Below are 18,333 nucleotides of genomic sequence, written 5' to 3' on the forward strand. Positions count from 1 at the left end.
CCCCTGACGCCGGGCGCGGGAGGACGAAAGGTGGGCGGGGAAGGGTGGGGCATGCGATGCTCGGGCCATGGCGACACCGATACTGCTGGTACCCGGATTCTGGCTCGGCGCGTGGGCGTGGGACGAGGTGGCCGATGAGTTGCGCAGGCGTGGGGACGACGTGCGGGCGATGACGTTGCCCGGGTTGGATCCCGCGGATCCGGAGCGGCTGGATGCGACGTTGCAGCGGCAGGCCGAGGCCATTGTCGGCGCGGCGGAGGACGGTCCGGTGGTGCTGGTCGCGCATTCGGGTGGGGCCTCGCCCGCCTATCTGGCCACCGACCTTGCGCCGGAACGGTTTTCCCGCACCATCTACGTGGACTCCGCGCCGCTGCCCGATGGCTTCGCCCTCATGCCCGATCTGCCGCCGACGACACGCGAACTGCGCCTGCCCGATTGGCCGGAACTGGAAGCCGCCGGAAACAGCCTGGCCGGGCTGGACGAGCGCGCGCTGCAGCACTTCGCCGATCACGCGGTCTCCGAGCCCGCGGCCATCGCCACGCAACCGCTGCGGCTCAGCGATTCCCCGGCGCGGCGGGCCGTGCCGACCACGATCATCTGCAACAGCTTCCCCGCCGCCCTGGTGCAGAAGCTGCGCGACGAAGGCAACGAGCCGATGTTCGCCGAATTGCCCCACCTGGACATCGAATATGTCGACCTGCCCACCGGGCACTGGCCGATGTGGTCACGCCCGGTCGACCTGGCCGAGCTGATCCACGCCATCGCCACCCGGTGACTACAACCCCAATTCGGTCAGTCGCGCGGTGATGCGTGCGTCGGTGGTGACGATCGGGGCTTCCTTGTCCACCCAGGAGTCGCCACCGAAGTAGATCCGGAAGATCTTCTCCGCGGTCCGGGTGGCCAAGGCCTGGGTGGAGAGGGTGGGGTTCGGGCCGCCGAGGGAATTGGGCAGGGCGGAGTTGTCGGCAACGAAAAGCCGCTTGACCCAGCGCGCCTCGGCGTTGGCGTCGAGCACCGAGTTCGCGGCCGAGGTCCCCATCCGCATCGAGGAGTGCACATGTAACAGCAACGGGGCCCAGTCCATTCGATACACCCTCTTCGCCCCGGCCGCCCGCATGATCTCCGCGGCCCGCCACGCCATGAACTCCCGATTCTCCAGAGTTCGGCGTTTCCGTTGCCGCCGAGACACATCGATCTTGGCCGGTGCGCCGTTCTCGTCGGCGGGGAACAGCGACGGCGTGATCCGGTTGCCCGGTTCGACATGGTCGTCGGTGATGACGAGGAAATTGAGCAGATGGTCGATCCCGCCGGTCAGCAGATCCATCAGCTCGTGGCCGACCAATCGGCCCGCCGGTCCGTCCCACGGGCCCGTGGGCCCGCGGCCGTTGTCGTACACGCCGCGAATACCGCTGTCGGACAGGCACATCGAGAAGGCCTGAATCGCTGGAGTCAAGCCGACGTTCTCGATCCCCCCGTGGCCGGGAAAGTCGACACGAGCAGACGAGTTGGCGCCCTTGGAATTCCCGGTATATTCGTCGAACGCGCCCACCACCCAGTCCAGGAAGTGGTCGGTATGCCCGCGGCCCACCCAATCGTTGGGGTTGGGCAGCCCGCTGTTGAACCACAGCCGCGGGCTCTCGGTCGCACCTCCCGCCAGCACCACGACCCGCGCATCCTCGGTGAACCGCGCACCGTTGGTGTTGTCGCGCCAGCTCACACCCGTCGCCCTCACCTCGTCGCCGCGCTGTTCGGAATTGATCGAGGTCACAAAGGAATCGGCGATCAGCTCGACCGGCCTGCCGCCCGGCCGCACCGCATCCGCCGCCAGCCCCAGTGGCACATAGCTGTTGTCGGTCGAGCGCTTGGCGAACAGATTGCGGGGAGCGTGCACCGGCTCATAACAGCCCTGGAAGCAGTGTCCGCAGAATGTGCAGCCGGTCGCGGCCGGGTAGGTCAGCAGGTCGGTGCGGTCGGTGCGCCCAGCGTTGCCACCCGGCTGCAGGATCGCGTTCTGCTGCGGCCGAAACGAATTGCCGGTGGTGGTCCGCGACGTCTGCACCGGAAGTCCCACGCGCTCGCACCCGCGGAACGTGAGGCTCTCCTTGGTGCCCATCGCCGCCGTCTGCACCGGCAGGGTTGCCTCGACCCATTCCAGGTACGGCACGAATTCGTCGTATCCGAAGGGGAATTCGTGCTCACGATCGTAAGCATTCGCGTCCGCACCCGAGTACCCCTGGAAGACACCGGGAAAGGGCCGGGGGCAGTTGCCGAAGTAATGGGCCGTGGTTCCGCCGACACCGGCCAGCTGCCAGGCGAACAGGTTGGTCGCCCACTCGCGGAACCAGGCGGGCTTGCCGCGGTCCTGCGGACCGAATCGCAGATAGCCGTTATTGGGATTGTTCGCATCGTTCTCCGCGTGCGACCACTGCGCTCGCGGCGCGGCATGGCGCGGGCCCGCCTCCAACAGCAACACGTCCAGCCCCCGCCCGGCCAGCTCCGCGGCGACGACCGGACCCCCACCGCCCGCACCGATCACGATGACATCACGCATCGGCCGACACCTCCCTGCGGCCCTGGTAGTACCCGATGAGCTCGGGGTTACCGTCCACCAGCCCGGCCGGACGGTAGCCGGTGAGATCCCACGACGGCGGCCGCGGCGACACGTCGCGAATGCCGGGGTCGAACATGCGCATCTCGGAGTGGACGCCGAAGGCCGTGGCCTCGAGCAGAATTCCGCCGCCGAACTGGAGGAATCCGGAGCCGCCACCGCGCAGCGGTCCCGGTAGGGCACGGTCGACGATGGCGATCAGCTCCGAGATGGGGCGCTCGATCAGCTCGAGCACGCGGCACTTGTCGCGCAGGCTCAATCGGGCGAACGGCGACCCCAGCGGACCCACCAGCGCGCCCGGCGCTATCAGCACCGTGCCGAAGGTCAGGGTCAGTGCCATCAGAACCGACAGCGGCAGAACGCGATCGGAATACAGGTATCCGAGCGCCTGGTCGAACCCTCGTACCTGCTTTTCGGGAACACCGAGCAGCGGTGGCGCCGGTATCCCCAGCTCGTCGAGGGCCCGGCCGAATCCCAAGGCCAGCGGCTTGGTGAGCTGATCGCCCATGGCCAGATAGTTGTCGAACAGGTCCACCATGAATTCGCCGCCGCCGACCTCGATCGACCCGGGCCCCGCCCGCGATACGCCCTGCGCCCGCGACCATTCGTCCGGCCCCGGAAACACCATGACGCACACGCCGCGCATGGTGTCCAGCACGAAATCGTCGACCGCGGCGAGCGGACCGACCGACCGCGCCCCCGCGCTCGCGGGCGAAACCGCGCCCGGCAGTAGCGAACCCGCACCCGCGTAAGCGGCAAACCATGCCGTGCGGGTCAGGAAGTCTCGGCGACCGACAGCGGCAATTTTGTCGTCCCACATCATGGCCCCTGCTGCGCGACGTCCGGAATGGCGTGTGACATCACCGTACCGACGCGGCCGCGAGGACTTTGGCGTTTCGCCGGTAGATCCCGCAAAGCACAGTCCAGGGCCCCGCCAATTGTGCACCGCACCAAGTAATTTGGATTCGAATTCACAGTCCTCATGCGCCGGGCAGGACTCATACGCGCACACTGCTGACGTGATATCGATCAAATCGTGCTCGAATCCCCACGCACCACTCCGACCGCTCCTACCATTCCGACAATGTCTTCGCCGGTGGCCCCGCTGCCGAGGCACGAACGACCAGGAGCAGCATGACCGCGAGAAGTGAGCTCGAACAGGAACTGCACGGCCCGCTGGCGGCCTCGGATCAACTCACCGAGCAGGAGATAGCCGATCTGCTCATGCTTTTCCGGGCCGCCCGGCGCGAGGAGGCGCAGGCACTGGACCGATCCATCGACGCCATGATCGGCGCGCTGCCGCGGCCGCTGCGCGCCGTCACCAAGAAGATCATGTTCGGCGATCGCCTGGACCGATGACGGATCTGGTGACCCGCGCACAGATCGTGTTGCTGGCACGCACCCTGCACGTGCCGCCGGAACGGCTCGCGCATCTGGAACGGCTCGGCGCCGACGCGCTGCACGAGATTCAGCAGCGCATGTCGGGGGTCCTGTTCGATCAGCATGCCGAAACGTTCTCGCGGATCAGCAAACTGGTGCCGATCATTCCGTTGACCATCTCGATGCCGCTGGTGCAGCGCATCGTGCCGCCCATGATGACCGGGCGCGCGGCCGGGGCCGTCGGCGTGGATCATCCCAAGAAGGCCGCCGAAACCGTTGCGCTGCTGAACCCCTCGTATGCCGCCGACTGCGCTCCCTATCTGGATCCGCGCACCGTCGGCAAGCTGGCCGATGTGGCGCCGCCCGAACCGGTGGTGCGGATCGTCAACGAGATTCTGCGCCGCCGCGACTACGTGACGGCCGGGCCGTATCTCGCCTACGCCACCCCGGCCCTGGTCGCGGCCGTCGAACGGGGTGTCGACGACGACGCCGGGCTGATCTGTTCGGCCGCCTACGCTTTCGCCGCGGACAGCATCAGCGCCATCGTGCGGCAGCTGCTCGTCGGTGCGCGGCAACGGATTCCGCGCATGGTGCGCACCGTCCTCGCCGGACCGCCCGAACTGCAGGCCGCGGCGCTGTCGGTCTTCGCCCGCTGCGATCCGGATGTGATCACCGCCGTCGGCGACATCCTGTTCGCCGTCGGATCACCCCCGGCCATCAGCAATCTCATCGATACCGCCATTCAGGTCGGCGCCGTCCCGGAGCTGATGACCTTCACCGGCCACCTCGGCGCCTTCGCGCTGGGCAGACTCGCGGCCAATCCGATCGTCGGCCACCCACCGGCCCTGGCCGCACTGATCGCCGCCCTCGACGGCGAAACCGGGCCGAGCAGCTGGCGGGGGCTGTTCGCCCTGTTGTCGTTCGTCGACACCACCATCCACCGCGAGGCCGCCCGGTTGCTCGCCGGGCTGTCCGATGCCACCGTCGCGGACCTGCCCGCCCACGCCACCGCGGCCGGTCTGTGGCCGATGCTGCTGGAGACCGTCGCGCTCGCCGACCCCGATGTCCAGGCCCATATCGGCACGATCTGGTCGACCCTGCCGCCGGAACGCCGCGCGGGCCTGCAATGGCATCTCGACGAGTACCGCCACGACGATCGGCTGGCCGTCGTGGCCCGCGCAATTCCGCCGATGTCGGTGGAAGAGGTGTTCTTCAAACGCCGCCGGTTGGGCCGGCACCGTGCCACCGCCGGCGAGTGGGACGACCGGCCCGACACCCGGTAACCGAGCGAAATTGCAGGCGCATTCACGCCTTTGCCGATTTGTCGCGGCCCCTCGACAGAATCCTTTGCCTTTGCTGCGCATGGTGATAGCTTTTCTACATGGCCACCGAAAACAATGCCGCTGCACGGATTTGCGCGGGAATTCTCGGTGCCGCCGCGTGTCTGTTCGGGGTGAGCACCGCGCAGGCCGACGAGGGGCCCGGCCCCGCCCGAATCGGCGATACGGTGTATTTCGCCCTGGGCGGGTGGAACTGCTCGATCGGCCCGAACGCGACGGTGGGTTGCGACCTCACGGTCCCGGCCCCGTCGATGAATGTGCAGTACGCCGGAATGCAGGTGTCGGTGCCGAATGTGCCGGCCATCATCATCGATTCGCCGATGGTGCCGGCTCATCCGCAGTGGAACTCCAACGGCAGTCACACGCTGCCGGGCGGGAATCCGGCGCTCCCGCGGATCGCGTCCGCGAACCACCGCGCCCCGCAGTATTCGGTCACCCATGCCGGAGCGACATGCGAAATCACCTATCAGGGTGTGGCCGTGTGCACGTCGATGGGCCATGGCTTCAGCCAATGGGGACCGGTACCGCACGGGTACTGATCCCCACGAATCACCGGCTACCGATACCAGACGCCCGAATCCCAAGGGCCGTAGTGCCAGACGTTGAAATCGTAGCGAGTGTGCGCGCCCGCGAACAGATAGCCGTACCAACCAGCGGAGGTATCGCAGATCTGGTCGTCGTGGTTGCAGACCGTCAACACCGGAAAGGCACCGAACCAGTCGTCGACACCGGCGAGCGGATAACCGACGATGTGGTTGCCGGGAGTCGACGACAGGCCACCCCAGCCGGGCCCGGGGGCGCGCTTGGGATCCGACAGCAGAATGGCGTTGGCATTGCCGACATTCTGGTGGGCTGTCACCCAGGCGTGGACGATGCCCGCGCCCTCGCTGTGGCCGATCAACCTGATGTGGTCACCCGGGCAGGCATTGCGATGCTGCCAGAACAGCCGGTCGAGTTCGTTCAATCCGGACAGCGGATCGAGCGAGTTGTAGCCGACGGGTTGATCCACATAGGGGATGAAAACCGACGAGGTGTTGTCACCGAGACCGCCCATACCGATGGCCCAGTCGCCAAGACAGTTGTCGGCGTGCGCCTTCGGAGCCGACGGGTATGCGATGACAAGGAGGATGGCCGACAATAATGCGGCGAAGAGCGCCGTTGCTCTACGCATGATGGTACTTCTTAATTTATCGTGCCTCCGGGTCCGGCCCGGCTTGCGGAAGGTGTACCCAAAAATTGCCGGTGGGCATGTTTTTGGGCGAAACAGTTATGTCCGCGGGTCAAATATTGGCCGTAACGCAATGTAGACGGCGATGTTCCGCGAAATGCCCTCCGCTTGCCGGGCGGTGACCCGGCTCAGCCGACCGCCACTTTGCTTCTGGCCGTGGCCTTTTTGGCCTTGGTGGCCTTCTTGGCGGGTTTCGGGTCGGTTGCGGGCTTTGCCGCCAGAACCTCGCGCAGGAATTGGCCGGTATAGCTTTCCGCCACGGCCGCAACGTCCTCGGGGGTGCCCTGGGCGACGATGGTGCCGCCGCCGGAGCCGCCCTCCGGGCCCATATCGATCACCCAGTCGGAGGTCTTGATGACGTCCAGGTTGTGTTCGATGACGATGACGGTGTTGCCCTTGTCGACCAGGCCGTTGATGACGCCGAGCAGCTTACGGATGTCCTCGAAGTGCAGGCCGGTGGTCGGCTCGTCGAGGATGTAGACCGTGCGGCCGGTGGAACGCTTCTGCAGTTCGGCGGCGAGCTTCACACGCTGCGCCTCACCGCCGGACAGGGTCGGGGCGCTCTGGCCCAGTCGCACATAGCCGAGACCGACGTCGACCAGCGTCTTGAGGTAGCGGTGAATGGAGGTGACCGGCTCGAAGAATTCGCACGCCTCCTCGATGGACATGTCCAGCACCTCGGCGATGGTCTTGCCCTTGTAGTGCACCTCGAGGGTTTCGCGGTTGTAGCGGGCGCCGTGGCACACCTCGCACGGCACGTATACATCGGGCAGGAAGTTCATCTCGATCTTCAGCGTGCCGTCGCCCGAACATGCCTCGCAGCGGCCGCCTTTGACGTTGAACGAGAACCGGCCCGGCTGGTAGCCGCGCACCTTTGCCTCGGTGGTCGCCGCGAACAGGGTGCGGATCTTGTCGAAGACGCCGGTGTAGGTGGCCGGGTTCGAGCGCGGGGTGCGGCCGATCGGGGACTGATCCACCTGCACCAGCTTGTCCAGGTGATCCAGGCCGTTGATGCGGGTGTGGCGGCCGGGCACCTGCCGGGCGCCGTTGAGCTTGTTGGCCAGCACCGTGGCGAGGATATCGTTGACCAGCGTCGACTTACCGGACCCGGAGACACCGGTCACCGAGGTGAGCACGCCCAGCGGGAAACTCACGTCGATGCCGCGCAGGTTGTGCTCGTTCGCGCCGACGACGGTGAGCTGCTTCTTCTTGGTGACCGGGCGGCGCACCAGCGGCACCTCGATCTGCTCGCGGCCCGACAGATACGCGCCCGTCAGCGAATTGCGGTCCTCGAGCAGGCCCTTGTACGGACCGCTGTAGACCACTTGACCGCCGTGCTCACCGGCCAACGGGCCGATGTCGACGACCCAGTCCGAGGCGTGGATGGTGTCCTCGTCGTGCTCGACCACGATCAGCGTATTGCCCAGATCGCGCAGCCTGGTGAGGGTTTCGATCAGGCGGCGGTTGTCGCGCTGATGCAGGCCGATCGACGGCTCGTCCAGCACGTAGAGCACGCCGACCAGGCCGGAACCGATCTGGGTGGCCAGCCGGATGCGCTGTGCCTCACCGCCGGACAGGGTGGCCGCCGCGCGCGACAGCGTCAGATATTCGAGGCCCACATCGAGCAGGAAGCCCAGGCGCGCCTGAATCTCCTTGAGCACCTGGCCGGCGATCGCGGCCTCCCGCTCCCCCAGTTCGAGGGAGTTCAGGAACTTCGAGCAGTCGCGGATCGAGAAATCACAGACCTCGGCGATGGACTTCCGTCCGCCCTCGGCGTTCAGGGTGACCGCGAGAATCTCGGGCCGCAGCCGAGCACCGTCGCAGACCGGGCATGGGACATCGCGCATGTACCCGTCGTAGTACTCCTTCGCGGAGTCGGACTCGGTGTTCTCCATCCGCCGCTGCAGGAACGGCATCACGCCCTCGAAGTCGGCGTAGTAGGAGCGCTTGCGGCCGTAGCGGTTGGTGTAGGAGACGTGCACCTGCTCGGAGCAGCCCTCCAGCACCGCCTTGCGGGCCTTGGGCGGCAGCTGATTCCACGGCGTCTTCATGGAGAAGCCCATGGCGTCGGCCAGGCCCTGCAGCAGCCGGGTGAAGTATTCGGCGGTCTGACCGCGCGACCACGGGGCGATCGCGCCCTCGGCGAGGCTCAGCTCCGGATCCGGCACCACCAGGTCCGGATCCACCTCCTTGCGGATGCCCAGACCGGTGCAGTCCGGGCAGGCGCCGTAGGGCGAGTTGAACGAGAACGACCGCGGTTCCAGATCCTCGATATCGAGCGGATGACCGTTGGGGCAGGCCAGTTTCTCGGAGAAGCGGCGCTCCCGATCGTGCGCGTGCTCGTCGCGGTCGACGAAGTCCAGCACCACGATGCCGTCGGCCAGCCGCAGGGCCGTCTCGATGGAGTCGGTGAGGCGCTGTTTGGAGCTGGGCTTGACGGCGAGGCGGTCCACCACCACCTCGATGTCGTGCTTCTCCTGCTTCTTCAGCTTCGGCGGCTCGGTGAGCGGATACACCACGCCGTCCACCCGGACGCGCGAATAGCCCTGCGTGTTCAGCTGATCGAACAGGTCCACGAATTCGCCCTTGCGGGTGCGGACCACCGGCGCCAGCACCTGGAAGCGGATGCCCTCCTCCATGGCCAGCACCTGGTCGACGATCTGCTGCGGGGTCTGCTTGGCGATCAGCTCACCGCAGACCGGACAGTGCGGGGTGCCCGCGCGGGCGTAGAGCAGTCGTAGATAGTCGTAGACCTCGGTGATGGTGCCGACCGTCGACCGCGGGTTGCGGTTGGTCGACTTCTGGTCGATGGACACTGCCGGGGACAGGCCCTCGATGAAGTCCACATCCGGCTTGTCCATCTGCCCCAGGAACTGCCGCGCGTAGGCCGACAGCGACTCCACATATCGGCGCTGTCCCTCGGCGAAGATGGTGTCGAAGGCGAGACTGGACTTGCCGGAGCCGGACAGTCCGGTGAATACGATGAGGCTGTCGCGGGGCAGGTCGAGATCGACCCCCTTGAGGTTGTGCTCCCGCGCTCCGCGCACCGTCAGGCGATCCGCCACAGGCCGTCCCTTCTCCCTCGTCTTTCGGCGTCCAGATCTACCCCCGCCGCCATGCTAGAGACACCCACCGACAAGTTTCGGCGAGCAGCCCACAGCCGGATCGGAACAAGGATCACCGGCCGTCGCCGACCGGTTGCCGGTCGCACGACGGCGACCGTCTCACCAGACTACGTTCTCGCCCGCGCCCGCGGATCGGTGTGGTGCGCACCACGCCACTGTCCCTCGCGAGTACTGCACGATGTCGGTCCGGCGCGGTAGCGTGCGAATCCGACCACCACGCGCCCCGAAAGAGCCGCCCATGATCCTCGAGCATGCGTTGCTGCCGGTCCTGCCCCATCGCACCGCGGAGTTCGAGGCCGCGTTCGCCGAGGCCCGCCCACTGATCGCGGGCATGCCCGGATTTCGCTCGCTCACCCTGTCGCGCAGCCTCGAGACGCCGAACACCTACCTGCTGCTCGTGGAGTGTGACCGCCTGGAAGACCACACCGAGGGCTTTCGCGGCTCGCCGGAATATCAGCGGTGGAAACAGCTGTTGCATCACTTCTATGCGCCGTTCCCGGTGGTCGAGCATTTCACCACCGTCATCGAGGCCGTACCGAATGCTGACTCGTGCGTCTCACCTGGGGTTACGGCGCACGGACCGAACCCGAACTAGACTCGACAACTCTGTTTTCTCTTCTCGCGCGCGGCCGTGATCCGGCCGGCTGTGGTGACAAGGAGTTCCGTTTTGCCCGACCGCCTCACCGAGGATCGCCCGGCGACCGACCGCGCAGCCGAACTCGACCGGGAGCAGGCCTACCTGACCCGCCTCTACGAGCGGCTCGACGATATGCGCGCCTACGCCCAGCGCCGATTACGGACGGTGCTGCTGGAATCCGGCGGCACCCCGCAGGCCCGCAGCGAGCGCGAGTCGTTCACCCAGCTCTACACCGAGGATCTGGCGAAATACGACGCCGCCGAGCACGGCCTGTGCTTCGGGCGAATCGACCTGTCGGAGAACGGGACCGACGAATACCGTTACATCGGCCGCCTCGGCATCCTGGACGAGGACGACGACTATGCCACCCTGCTGCTGGACTGGCGCGCCCCGCTGGCCCGGCCGTTCTACCTGGCGACGACCGCCCAGCCCGACGGGGTGACCCGCCGCCGCCACATCCGCTCCCGCAACCGCAAGGTCACCGCGGTCAACGACGAGTACCTGGACCTGGAGGCCGCGCGCCGGGCCGGTGCCATCGAATCCGACGAGGGCGGGGTGGGCAGCGAGAGCGCGCTGCTGGCCGCGCTCAACGCCGCCCGCACCGGGCATATGAGCGACATCGTCGAGACCATCCAGAGCGAGCAGGACGCGATCATCCGCTCCGAGCACAAGAGCGTGCTGGTCGTGCAGGGCGGTCCCGGGACCGGTAAGACGGCCGTCGCGCTGCATCGCGCGGCCTACCTGCTCTACACCTATCGCCAGCAGCTGGACAAGGCCGGTGTGCTGATCATCGGGCCCAACAGCACCTTCCTCGACTACATCGGCCAGGTGCTGCCCTCGCTCGGCGAGACCGGGGTGCTGCTGTCCACGATCGGCAACCTCTATCCGGGAGTGCAGGCGACGCTGGAGGATTCGCTGCGCGCCGGGGAGCTGAAGGGCTCGCTGGACATGATCGACGTGCTGAAGAAGGGCGTGCGCGACTGGCAGCAGGTGCCCAGCGAGCCGATCCGGCTGCGCTTCGACGGCTACGACCTGACCCTCGACCGCAAGATCGCCACCAAGGCGCGCGGGCGGGCCCGGTCCTCGCGGCGGCCGCACAATCTGGCGCGGCCCGTGTTCGCCGCCTCGGTGGTCGACGCGCTCACCGATCAGCTGGCCGAGACGCTGGGCAAGGACCTCACCGGCGGGCGGAACCTGTTGAGCCAGGCCGATCTGACCGAGATTCGCGACGAGATGCGTGCCGACGCGGATATTCAGCGTGCCATTGCGCGGCTGTGGCCGATCCTCACGCCGCAGGAGGTGCTGGCCGGGCTGTGGGCCGATCCGGATCGCCTGGCCCGCGCGGCCGACCAGCTCTCCGCCGAGGACCGCCAACAGCTGTACCGGCCCGACAACGGCCATTTCAGCGCCGCCGATGCGCCGCTGCTCGACGAACTGGCCGAGTTGCTGGGCGTCGACGACACCGAGGAGCGCGAGCGCGCCCGGCGGCGCTGGCGTGCGCAGTTGGCCGAGGCCCAGGACGCCCTGGACATTCTGACCGGTTCGGCGCCCCAGGATCTCGAGGACGAACTGGATCCGGAGATCCTGATGGCCTACGACCTGATCGACGCGAGCCAGCTGGCCGAGCGGCAGCAGGTGCGTGCCCGCCAGACCACCGCCGAACGCGCCGCGGGCGACCGCACCTGGACCTATGGGCACGTGATCGTCGATGAGGCGCAGGAGCTGTCGGAGATGGCGTGGCGAATGGTCATGCGGCGCATCCCGAACCGCTGGGTGACGGTGGTGGGCGATGTGGCGCAGACCGGCGATCCCGCCGGGGCGTCGTCGTGGCAGCGGATGCTCGAACCGTATGTCGCCAACCGCTGGAAGCTCACCGAGCTGACCGTCAACTACCGCACCCCCGCCGAGATCATGGCGGTGGCCGCGGACGTGCTGGCGGCCATCGATCCGGACGCCGCGATACCGAAGTCGGTGCGCGAATCGGGTTTCCCGCCACAGGCTTTGCGGGTGGCGGCCGCCGATCGGCCCGCGCAGGTGAGCAAGCTCGTCGCCGAGGAGGCCGACCGGCCCGGTATCACCGCGGTACTCGCGCCGCACGCCCTGGTCGGCGACTATGCCGAGCTGGCGGGCGATTCCGTGCGCGTGCTGACCGTCTCCGAGGTCAAGGGCCTGGAGTTCGACGCGGTGATCCTGGTCGAGCCCCAGGGCATCGTGGACGAATCGCCGCGCGGATTGAACGACCTCTACGTGGCATTGACGCGCGCGACGCAGCGACTATCGGTGGTGCACAGCGAGGAACTGCCGGAAGTTCTGGGCGCGTTGGCGACGGCGGCTGAGTGAGGTCCCTGTCTCACGGCCCCAGGGGGCCGTGAGACAGGGAATGCGATGGGGTCGCCGCGGCGGGGAACACGGAAGCCGCGGTTGCGGGGAGCGGCGGTGACCGTTTCCTCCTTCCCCGGCGTGTTTTTCGCCGGGGTCAGCGGACGGTGTGGACGATCAGGACGTCGGTGCGGGACTTGCGGGCTACGTCGGAGGGGACCGAGCCGAGGAGGCGGCCGGTCAGGGTGTTGAGGCCGCGGTTACCGACGACGAGGAGGTCGGCTTCGACCTCCTTGACCAGGGTGAGCAGCGATTCCACCGGCTCGCCGACGATCGCGCGCTCGACGATGTCGGTGGCACCGGCCGCCGTGGCGCGGTCGCGCCCCGTGCGCAGGATCTCGTGGGTGGGGGCGGAACCGCGCACCTGGTAAGCCTCGTCCTTGAGCACGTCGGCCGCGGCGGCCACATCACGATCGTCGGTCGGGTAGTACGCGCAGGCGATGTGCAGGGTGGCGCCCGAAGCCCCAGCCAGTGCCGCGGCCTTCTCGACTGCGACGTACGACGAGTCCGAGCCATCGGTACCGACGACAATGGTCCGATAGGCGGTCATCTCTCCTCCAAACGTCCAAGTGGTCGGGTGCCGGCGCGTTTTGCCCGTGACTACGGGTACCGCGCGGCAACTGCGCTAGACGATAACCTTTACCGGGCCGGAAATATCCCGAATCGCAACACATCACACCCGCACGTCGAGTAACACGCAGCACATGTTCGCCGGGCGGATGCCATAAACAACCCGCGCTACCAGCGCCGATTCCCGGACGCGTCAGTTGCCCGAGATCCACGCCACCGAACCGAACGGTCTTGCGCCACTGGGATTTTCGTCACATCCCGCATGTCGGCGGGGCGAGGACGGCGATACCGGCCGACCGCACCCAACGCACCGGCGGCGCGTTTGGTGACAGCTCACAATTGCGCCACCGGCCGGACTGCTGATAGTTCGCCGAAAATCCCGTGCTAATGCTGCGAAATAGGCTGCGACCGGCGGATCAGCCGAGGCGGAAAAGCGGTCCGGTGAGGGTCAGGCCGAGGTCGCAGGTATGGGCGAAGAAGGCGAACAGCATCAGCGCCGCGCCCGCCAGGGCCACATCCTTGTTGAAATGCACCATCTCGCCCTGTTTGGCCTGTGCATCGGTCTCCTTCCAGAACGGATGCATGAGCACCGCGGTCGGCAGCAGGAAGACGAATAGGATCAGCGCGCCGAGGTCGGCCCAGATGCCGAGCAGAATGCTCAGGCCACCGAGTACCAGCATGACGCCCGAGACGAGCACACCGGCCTGGGCGGCGGGCACGCCCTTGCTCCGGGTATAGGCCACCATGGGTCCGGGCTGGGCGAGATGACCGACCCCGGAACTGAGGAACAGCAGGACGAACAGGATCCGTCCGATGAGCACCAGAACATCCATCGCCAACTCCCGTCGTAGAGTTCACCTGCCTCGCGGGTGCTTCAATCCTGGGAGATTAGCGAGGTTCGGGCGTATTCCAGGGGAGCCATTCCGACTTCCTTGGCGAACTCGCGGGAGAAATGGGCCTGGTCGAAGTAACCCAGGTCCAGCGCGAGGGCGGCCAGGTCGGCGGTGCGGCCGGTGGCCAGCAGGTGGGCGCCGTCCTGCAGGCGATACCGCCGCAGCACCCACTTGGGACCGGCCCCGACGTAGCGCCGGAACAGCCGCTGCAGGGTGCGCACGGGGACGTCGAAGCGCTCGGTGACCTGATCGACGCGGGTCAGTTCGCGGTCGGATTCCATGGCCGCGATGATCCGCAGGACCAGGCGGTAGGCGTCGTCGACCGCGGTGTGCCGGGCCGCGTCGGCGAAGAAGTCCTCGACGATGGCGCGACGTTGCTCATCGGTGGCGGCCGAGAGCACCTTGTCGGTCAGGCCCGCGGCCTCCGGGAGCACCTCGGTCAGCTCGATCGCCGTATCGCGGAACGCGCCGACGTCCAGGCCGGTGAATGCGCCGAAGCCGCCGGGACGGAATTTCACACCGAAGGTCTCCCCCACGCCGGACAGCTCCCGGGTGTATTTGACGGTGCTCACGCCGTTGACCCAGCCGCCGGTGCGGGTGTGGGTCCTTTCGAAGGTGACGTTCACGCTGGGGAACGGGAGCACCTCGGCGAGGTAGGTGGGGCGGCCGCGCAGATCCCACGAGACCGTCCAGTACCACTCGATGAAACGAGCGGTCTCCGAACCGGCCGGCAAACGGCCGAGGGTGCGATGGCGCGCCTGTTCGTGCGGCCGCAGGATACCTTTGGCGACCTCCGGCGGAGGAACCGGAATCAGCTCCGGCGCAGCGCTTTTCGCGATCTCCTCAGAGGCCGGCACGGCTGGTTCCCGGGACGGTGGGCCGCTGTCGCGTTCTTACAAGACCCCGGCCGCGCAACCGGCCAGAGTGAGAGCCATGACGAACACCGTGAATCCGATTCCCGACGGTTACCACTCCATCACCTGTTTCCTGCCGGTCCCGGACGGCAACAATGCCATCGAGTTCTATTCGGCGGTCTTCGGCGCGGAAGTGCTGAGCCGCAACGACCTTCCCGACGGACAGCCCGCGCACGCCGAGCTGAAGATCGGCGACTCGACCATCCAGGTCGGCCTGCCCGTCCCCGAACACGGCCTGCGCCCGCCCGCCGACGACTGGGTGCACGCCAGCATCGTCCATTACTGCCCCGACGTCGACGCGGTCACCGAACTGGCCCGCAACCACGGCGCCCGCCGCGTGGAAGACCCCCAGACCTTCGTCACCGGCGACCGATACGGCGCGGTGATCGATCCGTTCGGACATCGTTGGGTCGTCATGACGCGAGTCGAGGATGTGCCACGCGAGGAGGCCGAGCGCCGAGTGAACGAGTGGATGGCCCAGCAGGGGTGATGAGGGTCCCTGCACCGCGGCCCTAGGGGGCCGCGGTGCAGGGAAATGACAGAGGGAACTCGCCCGCTGGAGGGAACTCCCCCGTGGAAGACAACCCGCCCGCGAGAGAAAACTCTTCGGCAGAAGGCAACCCATCCGCGAGAGGAACCCCCTCCGCGGAAGGCAGCCCACCCGCAAAAGGAAACTCCCCTGCGGAGCTCGCCACCGCATTCCCCGCAGAACCCGCCACCGCATTCCTCGCGGAGCCCGCTTCCGCATTCCCCGCGGAGCCCGCTTCCGCATTCCTCGCGGAGCCCGCTTCCGCATTCCTCGCGGAGCACGCCACCGCATTCCCCGCGGAGCACGCTTCCGCATTCCCCGCGGAGCACGCTTCCACATTCCCCGCGGAGCACGCTTCCACATTCCCCGCACGGCGCCCCCGGGCCGCCGTGCAGGGGCCGTTTCCAGGACAAGGGTCATTTCAGTCCGGCGGCGTCCATGCCGCGGAGTTCCTTTTTGAGGTCGGCTATTTCGTCGCGGAGGCGGCCTGCTAGTTCGAATTGGAGTTCGCGGGCGGCGTTCATCATTTGGTCGGTCAGTTCCTTGACCAGGTCTGCCAACTCGGCGCGGGGCATGGACTTGATGTCGCGGCCCTCGTAGACGCCGGCGCTGACGGCGCGGCCGGGTTCGCCCTGGGCGCGGCGGCCGCGGCTGGCGTTGCGGCCGGAGCCGCCGACCTCCACCACCTCGGCGTCGTCGGCCTCGCGGTATACCTGGTCGAGGATGTCGGCGATCTTCTTGCGCAGCGGTGTCGGGTCGATGCCGTTGGCCTCGTTGTAGGCGATCTGCTTGGCGCGGCGACGCTCGGTCTCGTCGATGGCCTGCCGCATCGAATCGGTGATCTTGTCGGCATACATGTGCACCTCGCCCGAGACGTTGCGGGCGGCACGGCCGATGGTCTGGATGAGGCTGGTGGTGCTGCGCAGGAAGCCTTCCTTGTCGGCGTCGAGGATGGCGACCAGCGACACCTCGGGCAGGTCCAGACCCTCTCGCAGCAGGTTGATGCCGACGAGCACGTCGTAATCGCCCAGGCGCAACTGCCGCAGCAGTTCCACGCGGCGCAGCGTATCGATCTCCGAGTGCAGATACCGCACGCGCACACCGAGACCCAGCAGGTAGTCGGTGAGGTCCTCGGCCATCTTCTTGGTGAGGGTGGTGACCAGGACCCGTTCGTCGCGGTCGGTGCGCTGCCGGATCTCGTGCACCAGATCGTCGATCTGGCCCTTGGTCGGCTTGACCACCACCTTCGGATCGACCAAGCCGGTCGGGCGAATGACCTGCTCGACGAATTCACCGCCGGTCTGCCCCAGCTCGTACGGGCCGGGCGTGGCCGACATGTACACCGTCTGCCCGATGCGGTCGGCGAACTCCTCCCAGGTCAGCGGCCGGTTGTCGACCGCTGACGGCAGCCGGAAACCGTATTCGACCAGGTTGCGCTTGCGCGACATATCGCCCTCGTACATACCGCCGATCTGCGGGACGGTCACATGCGACTCGTCGATGATCAGCAGGAAGTCCTCGGGGAAGTAGTCGAGCAGGGTGGCCGGGGCGGATCCGGCGGGGCGGCCGTCGATGTGGCGCGAGTAGTTCTCGATACCGGAGCAGAATCCGACCTGGCGGATCATCTCCAGGTCGTACTGGGTGCGCATGCGCAGCCGCTGCGCCTCGAGGAGTTTGCCCTGGCGCTCCAGGTCGGCCAGCCGCTCCTCGAGTTCGGCCTCGATGGAGCGGACCGCCCGCTCCATGCGCTCCGGCCCCGCGACGTAGTGGGTGGCCGGGAAGATCCGCAGCTTGTCCACCTGCCGGACGACATCGCCGGTCAGCGGGTGCAGGTAGTACAGCGCCTCGATCTCGTCGCCGAAGAATTCGATGCGGACCGCGAGTTCCTCATAGGACGGAATGATCTCGACGGTGTCGCCGCGCACCCGGAAGGTGCCGCGGGTGAACGCCATGTCGTTGCGGGTGTACTGCACATCCACCAGCAGCCGCAGCAGCCGGTCGCGCTCGACCTCGGTGCCGACCTCGAGCGGAATCGACCGGTCCAGGTACGACTGCGGCGTGCCCAGGCCGTAGATGCAGGAGACGGACGCGACCACCACCACATCGCGCCGCGACAGCAGGCTCTGCGTCGCCGAGTGCCGCAGCCGCTCGACGTCGTCGTTGATGGAGCTGTCCTTCTCGATGTAGGTGTCGGTCTGCGCTATGTACGCCTCGGGCTGGTAGTAGTCGTAGTAGGAGACGAAGTATTCGACCGCGTTGTGGGGCAGCATTTCCCGCAGCTCGTTGGCCAGCTGTGCGGCGAGGGTCTTGTTCGGCGCCATCACCAGCGTGGGGCGCTGCACGCGCTCGATGAGCCATGCGGCGGTCGCCGACTTGCCGGTGCCGGTGGCGCCCAGCAGCACCACATCCCGCTCCCCCGCCTTCAGGCGGCGCTCCAGCTCATCGATCGCGGTCGGCTGATCGCCGGCCGGCTTGTGCTCGCTGACCACCTCGAAGCGGCCCCCGGCCCGCTCGATCTCGCCGATGGGCCGGAACTCCGAATGCGCCAGCGGTGTGTTCCCGTCGGCGGGAATCTCGGATGCGAAAGCCATGGCACCAGCCTAGGACGACCCACCGACAACAAACAGCGGTGCGCCCGCGCGGAACCCCGGCCGACACGCCGCCGCAAGGAAGTGACTCGTGTCACAACTGAGCCATTCACGCACCCCCGTAGCCGCCGAGCCGGTCGAA

At 67.3% G+C, this 18,333-nt stretch carries 15 protein-coding genes; 7 read left to right on the forward strand and 8 right to left on the reverse strand.

Annotated elements, in window-relative coordinates; translation table 11 throughout:
• Nucleotides 1–67 precede the first annotated feature (67 nt).
• Nucleotides 68–775: an alpha/beta fold hydrolase gene (locus tag IU452_RS15760; protein ID WP_195109818.1), complete on the forward strand. Its 708-nt coding sequence runs from the start codon at nt 68–70 to the stop codon at nt 773–775.
• Here IU452_RS15760 and IU452_RS15765 read toward each other — a convergent pair whose 3' ends face one another.
• A complete protein-coding gene (locus tag IU452_RS15765) occupies nt 776–2,551 on the reverse strand; it encodes a GMC family oxidoreductase N-terminal domain-containing protein (protein ID WP_195109819.1) in 1,776 nt (591 codons plus the stop codon). It lies immediately after the preceding gene.
• The gene (locus IU452_RS15770; protein WP_195109820.1) at nt 2,544–3,428 is read right to left on the reverse strand and encodes a hypothetical protein; all 885 of its coding nucleotides are present in this window, start codon (nt 3,426–3,428) and stop codon (nt 2,544–2,546) included. Before IU452_RS15770 ends, IU452_RS15765 begins: the two co-directional genes overlap by 8 nt.
• A gap of 314 nt (nt 3,429–3,742) precedes the next feature.
• Here IU452_RS15770 and IU452_RS15775 point away from each other — a divergent pair, with 314 nt between their 5' ends.
• The 3 genes from IU452_RS15775 to IU452_RS15785 all read left to right on the forward strand — a co-directional run bounded on the left by IU452_RS15775 (nt 3,743) and on the right by IU452_RS15785 (nt 5,867).
• Nucleotides 3,743–3,967 carry a hypothetical protein gene (locus IU452_RS15775; protein ID WP_195109821.1) on the forward strand — a complete coding sequence of 75 codons (225 nt, stop codon included), beginning with the start codon at nt 3,743–3,745 and terminating at the stop codon, nt 3,965–3,967.
• Nucleotides 3,964–5,271 (forward strand): hypothetical protein, encoded by a 1,308-nt coding sequence (locus IU452_RS15780; RefSeq protein WP_195109822.1) that lies wholly within the window; start codon nt 3,964–3,966, stop codon nt 5,269–5,271. Before IU452_RS15775 ends, IU452_RS15780 begins: the two co-directional genes overlap by 4 nt.
• Nucleotides 5,272–5,369: 98 nt before the next feature.
• On the forward strand, nt 5,370–5,867 hold the full coding sequence (locus tag IU452_RS15785; RefSeq protein WP_195109823.1) for a hypothetical protein: 498 nt from the start codon (nt 5,370–5,372) through the stop codon (nt 5,865–5,867).
• Between the two features lie 17 nt (nt 5,868–5,884).
• Here IU452_RS15785 and IU452_RS15790 read toward each other — a convergent pair whose 3' ends face one another.
• Together IU452_RS15790 and uvrA are read right to left on the reverse strand one after the other, a co-directional pair.
• Complete coding sequence (locus tag IU452_RS15790; protein WP_195109824.1) at nt 5,885–6,499, reverse strand: cutinase; 615 nt, start codon at nt 6,497–6,499, stop codon at nt 5,885–5,887.
• Between the two features lie 185 nt (nt 6,500–6,684).
• The gene (uvrA, locus tag IU452_RS15795; RefSeq protein WP_195109825.1) at nt 6,685–9,621 is read right to left on the reverse strand and encodes an excinuclease ABC subunit UvrA; all 2,937 of its coding nucleotides are present in this window, start codon (nt 9,619–9,621) and stop codon (nt 6,685–6,687) included.
• 298 nt (nt 9,622–9,919) lie between these two features.
• Between uvrA and IU452_RS15800 the strand changes: the two genes are divergently transcribed.
• On the forward strand, nt 9,920–10,276 hold the full coding sequence (locus IU452_RS15800) for an antibiotic biosynthesis monooxygenase family protein (RefSeq protein WP_195109826.1): 357 nt from the start codon (nt 9,920–9,922) through the stop codon (nt 10,274–10,276).
• Between the two features lie 72 nt (nt 10,277–10,348).
• Nucleotides 10,349–12,658: a HelD family protein gene (locus IU452_RS15805; protein WP_228817928.1), complete on the forward strand. Its 2,310-nt coding sequence runs from the start codon at nt 10,349–10,351 to the stop codon at nt 12,656–12,658.
• Between the two features lie 136 nt (nt 12,659–12,794).
• On the opposite strand, the gene IU452_RS15810 is transcribed toward IU452_RS15805, so the two are convergent.
• The 3 genes from IU452_RS15810 to IU452_RS15820 form a co-directional block, all read right to left on the reverse strand.
• The gene (locus IU452_RS15810; protein ID WP_195109827.1) at nt 12,795–13,247 is read right to left on the reverse strand and encodes a universal stress protein; all 453 of its coding nucleotides are present in this window, start codon (nt 13,245–13,247) and stop codon (nt 12,795–12,797) included.
• 436 nt (nt 13,248–13,683) lie between these two features.
• Entirely contained in the window at nt 13,684–14,100 is a 417-nt protein-coding gene (locus IU452_RS15815; protein ID WP_195109828.1) for a DoxX family protein, read from the reverse strand.
• A 41-nt stretch (nt 14,101–14,141) separates the two neighbouring features.
• Nucleotides 14,142–15,017 carry a helix-turn-helix domain-containing protein gene (locus tag IU452_RS15820; protein ID WP_324192645.1) on the reverse strand — a complete coding sequence of 292 codons (876 nt, stop codon included), beginning with the start codon at nt 15,015–15,017 and terminating at the stop codon, nt 14,142–14,144.
• A gap of 76 nt (nt 15,018–15,093) precedes the next feature.
• Here IU452_RS15820 and IU452_RS15825 point away from each other — a divergent pair, with 76 nt between their 5' ends.
• Nucleotides 15,094–15,564 (forward strand): VOC family protein, encoded by a 471-nt coding sequence (locus IU452_RS15825; protein WP_195109829.1) that lies wholly within the window; start codon nt 15,094–15,096, stop codon nt 15,562–15,564.
• 455 nt (nt 15,565–16,019) lie between these two features.
• Here the strand turns inward: IU452_RS15825 and uvrB are convergent, their stop codons facing one another.
• Nucleotides 16,020–18,194 carry an excinuclease ABC subunit UvrB gene (gene uvrB / locus IU452_RS15830; RefSeq protein WP_195109830.1) on the reverse strand — a complete coding sequence of 725 codons (2,175 nt, stop codon included), beginning with the start codon at nt 18,192–18,194 and terminating at the stop codon, nt 16,020–16,022.
• Between the last annotated feature and the right edge of the window lie 139 nt (nt 18,195–18,333).

This window comes from Nocardia transvalensis (genome assembly GCF_015477765.1).
In the GTDB taxonomy this organism is placed as follows: domain Bacteria; phylum Actinomycetota; class Actinomycetes; order Mycobacteriales; family Mycobacteriaceae; genus Nocardia; species Nocardia transvalensis_A.

Coding starts and splice junctions, on each gene's coding strand:
- IU452_RS15790 (WP_195109824.1), bottom strand. CDS start 6,499: ATGCGTAGAGCAACGGCGCTCTTCGCCGCATTATTGTCGGCCATCCTC.
- IU452_RS15775 (WP_195109821.1), top strand. CDS start 3,743: ATGACCGCGAGAAGTGAGCTCGAACAGGAACTGCACGGCCCGCTGGCG.
- IU452_RS15785 (WP_195109823.1), top strand. CDS start 5,370: ATGGCCACCGAAAACAATGCCGCTGCACGGATTTGCGCGGGAATTCTC.
- IU452_RS15825 (WP_195109829.1), top strand. CDS start 15,094: ATGACGAACACCGTGAATCCGATTCCCGACGGTTACCACTCCATCACC.
- IU452_RS15800 (WP_195109826.1), top strand. CDS start 9,920: ATGATCCTCGAGCATGCGTTGCTGCCGGTCCTGCCCCATCGCACCGCG.
- IU452_RS15765 (WP_195109819.1), bottom strand. CDS start 2,551: ATGCGTGATGTCATCGTGATCGGTGCGGGCGGTGGGGGTCCGGTCGTC.
- IU452_RS15815 (WP_195109828.1), bottom strand. CDS start 14,100: ATGGATGTTCTGGTGCTCATCGGACGGATCCTGTTCGTCCTGCTGTTC.
- IU452_RS15760 (WP_195109818.1), top strand. CDS start 68: ATGGCGACACCGATACTGCTGGTACCCGGATTCTGGCTCGGCGCGTGG.
- IU452_RS15780 (WP_195109822.1), top strand. CDS start 3,964: ATGACGGATCTGGTGACCCGCGCACAGATCGTGTTGCTGGCACGCACC.
- IU452_RS15770 (WP_195109820.1), bottom strand. CDS start 3,428: ATGTGGGACGACAAAATTGCCGCTGTCGGTCGCCGAGACTTCCTGACC.
- IU452_RS15810 (WP_195109827.1), bottom strand. CDS start 13,247: ATGACCGCCTATCGGACCATTGTCGTCGGTACCGATGGCTCGGACTCG.
- uvrB (WP_195109830.1), bottom strand. CDS start 18,194: ATGGCTTTCGCATCCGAGATTCCCGCCGACGGGAACACACCGCTGGCG.